The 406-nt window shown below is 64.3% G+C and carries 1 protein-coding gene; it reads right to left on the reverse strand.

Annotated elements, in window-relative coordinates; genetic code table 11:
* Positions 1–406 (reverse strand): amino acid permease (locus B2790_RS21070; protein WP_286919663.1); only part of this gene is annotated, 406 nt, incomplete at both ends.

The raw sequence follows: 406 nt of genomic DNA on the forward strand, positions 1-406 counted from the left end.
CCACCACCAGCGACATCAGCAGCTCCAGCGCGTTTTGCGGCATCAGGTAGTTGAGCAGCACCGCGATCAGCGTCACGCCTGCCGACGCCAGGATCGAGCGCACCGGCACACCGCGGCTGTCGACCTTGGCCAACGATGCCGGGGCGTCACCTTGTTCGGCCATGCCCAGCAGCATGCGGGCGTTGCAGTAGGTGCCGCTGTTGTACACCGACAGCGCTGCAGTCAGGACCACGAAGTTCAGCAGGTGCGCAGCCACGTCACTGCCCAGCAGCGAGAACACCTGCACGAACGGGCTGCTGCCATAGCTGCCGCCGGAGGCATCGATGCTGGCGACCAGGTTGTCCCATGGGGTCAGCGACAGCAGCACCACCAGGGCACCGACATAGAAGATCAGGATACGGTAGAT

The sequence above is a fragment of the Pseudomonas sp. UBA6753 genome, from assembly GCF_002453565.1.
Lineage (GTDB): Bacteria > Pseudomonadota > Gammaproteobacteria > Pseudomonadales > Pseudomonadaceae > Aquipseudomonas > Aquipseudomonas putida_Z.